The organism is Stenotrophomonas sp. GbtcB23, from assembly GCF_019091045.1.
GTDB lineage: Bacteria > Pseudomonadota > Gammaproteobacteria > Xanthomonadales > Xanthomonadaceae > Stenotrophomonas > Stenotrophomonas rhizophila_A.
The window spans coordinates 1-253 of the sequence record NZ_JAGXKC010000514.1 but is presented as its reverse complement, the minus strand read 5'-3'; the positions used below and the strand labels follow the sequence as shown (position 1 = coordinate 253).

Annotated in this window: 1 protein-coding gene; it reads left to right on the top strand. The window is 64.4% G+C overall.

Annotated features, from left to right (window positions below; genetic code table 11):
- Positions 1 to 253, top strand: a 253-nt coding sequence (locus KVS69_RS19960) for a hydantoinase B/oxoprolinase family protein (RefSeq protein WP_217539944.1), incomplete at both ends; no start/stop codon positions are given.

The following is a 253-nucleotide window of genomic DNA, read 5'->3' as shown; positions in this document are numbered from 1 at the left end:
CCGCTGCAGGAGACGCTCAACCGCATCGGTCGCGAGAATTTCGCGCCGGGCGACTGCTATATCACCAACGATCCGTTCTTCACCGACGGGCTCGTCACCCACATGATGGACGTGACGCTGATCTATCCGATCTTCCGGGACGGCGAACTGATCGCCTACGGATGGTCGTTCGTGCATGCGGCGGACATCGGCGGCGCCGCGCCGGGCAGCATTTCCCCGACAACCACCGAAACCTCCCAGGAGGGGCACCGCG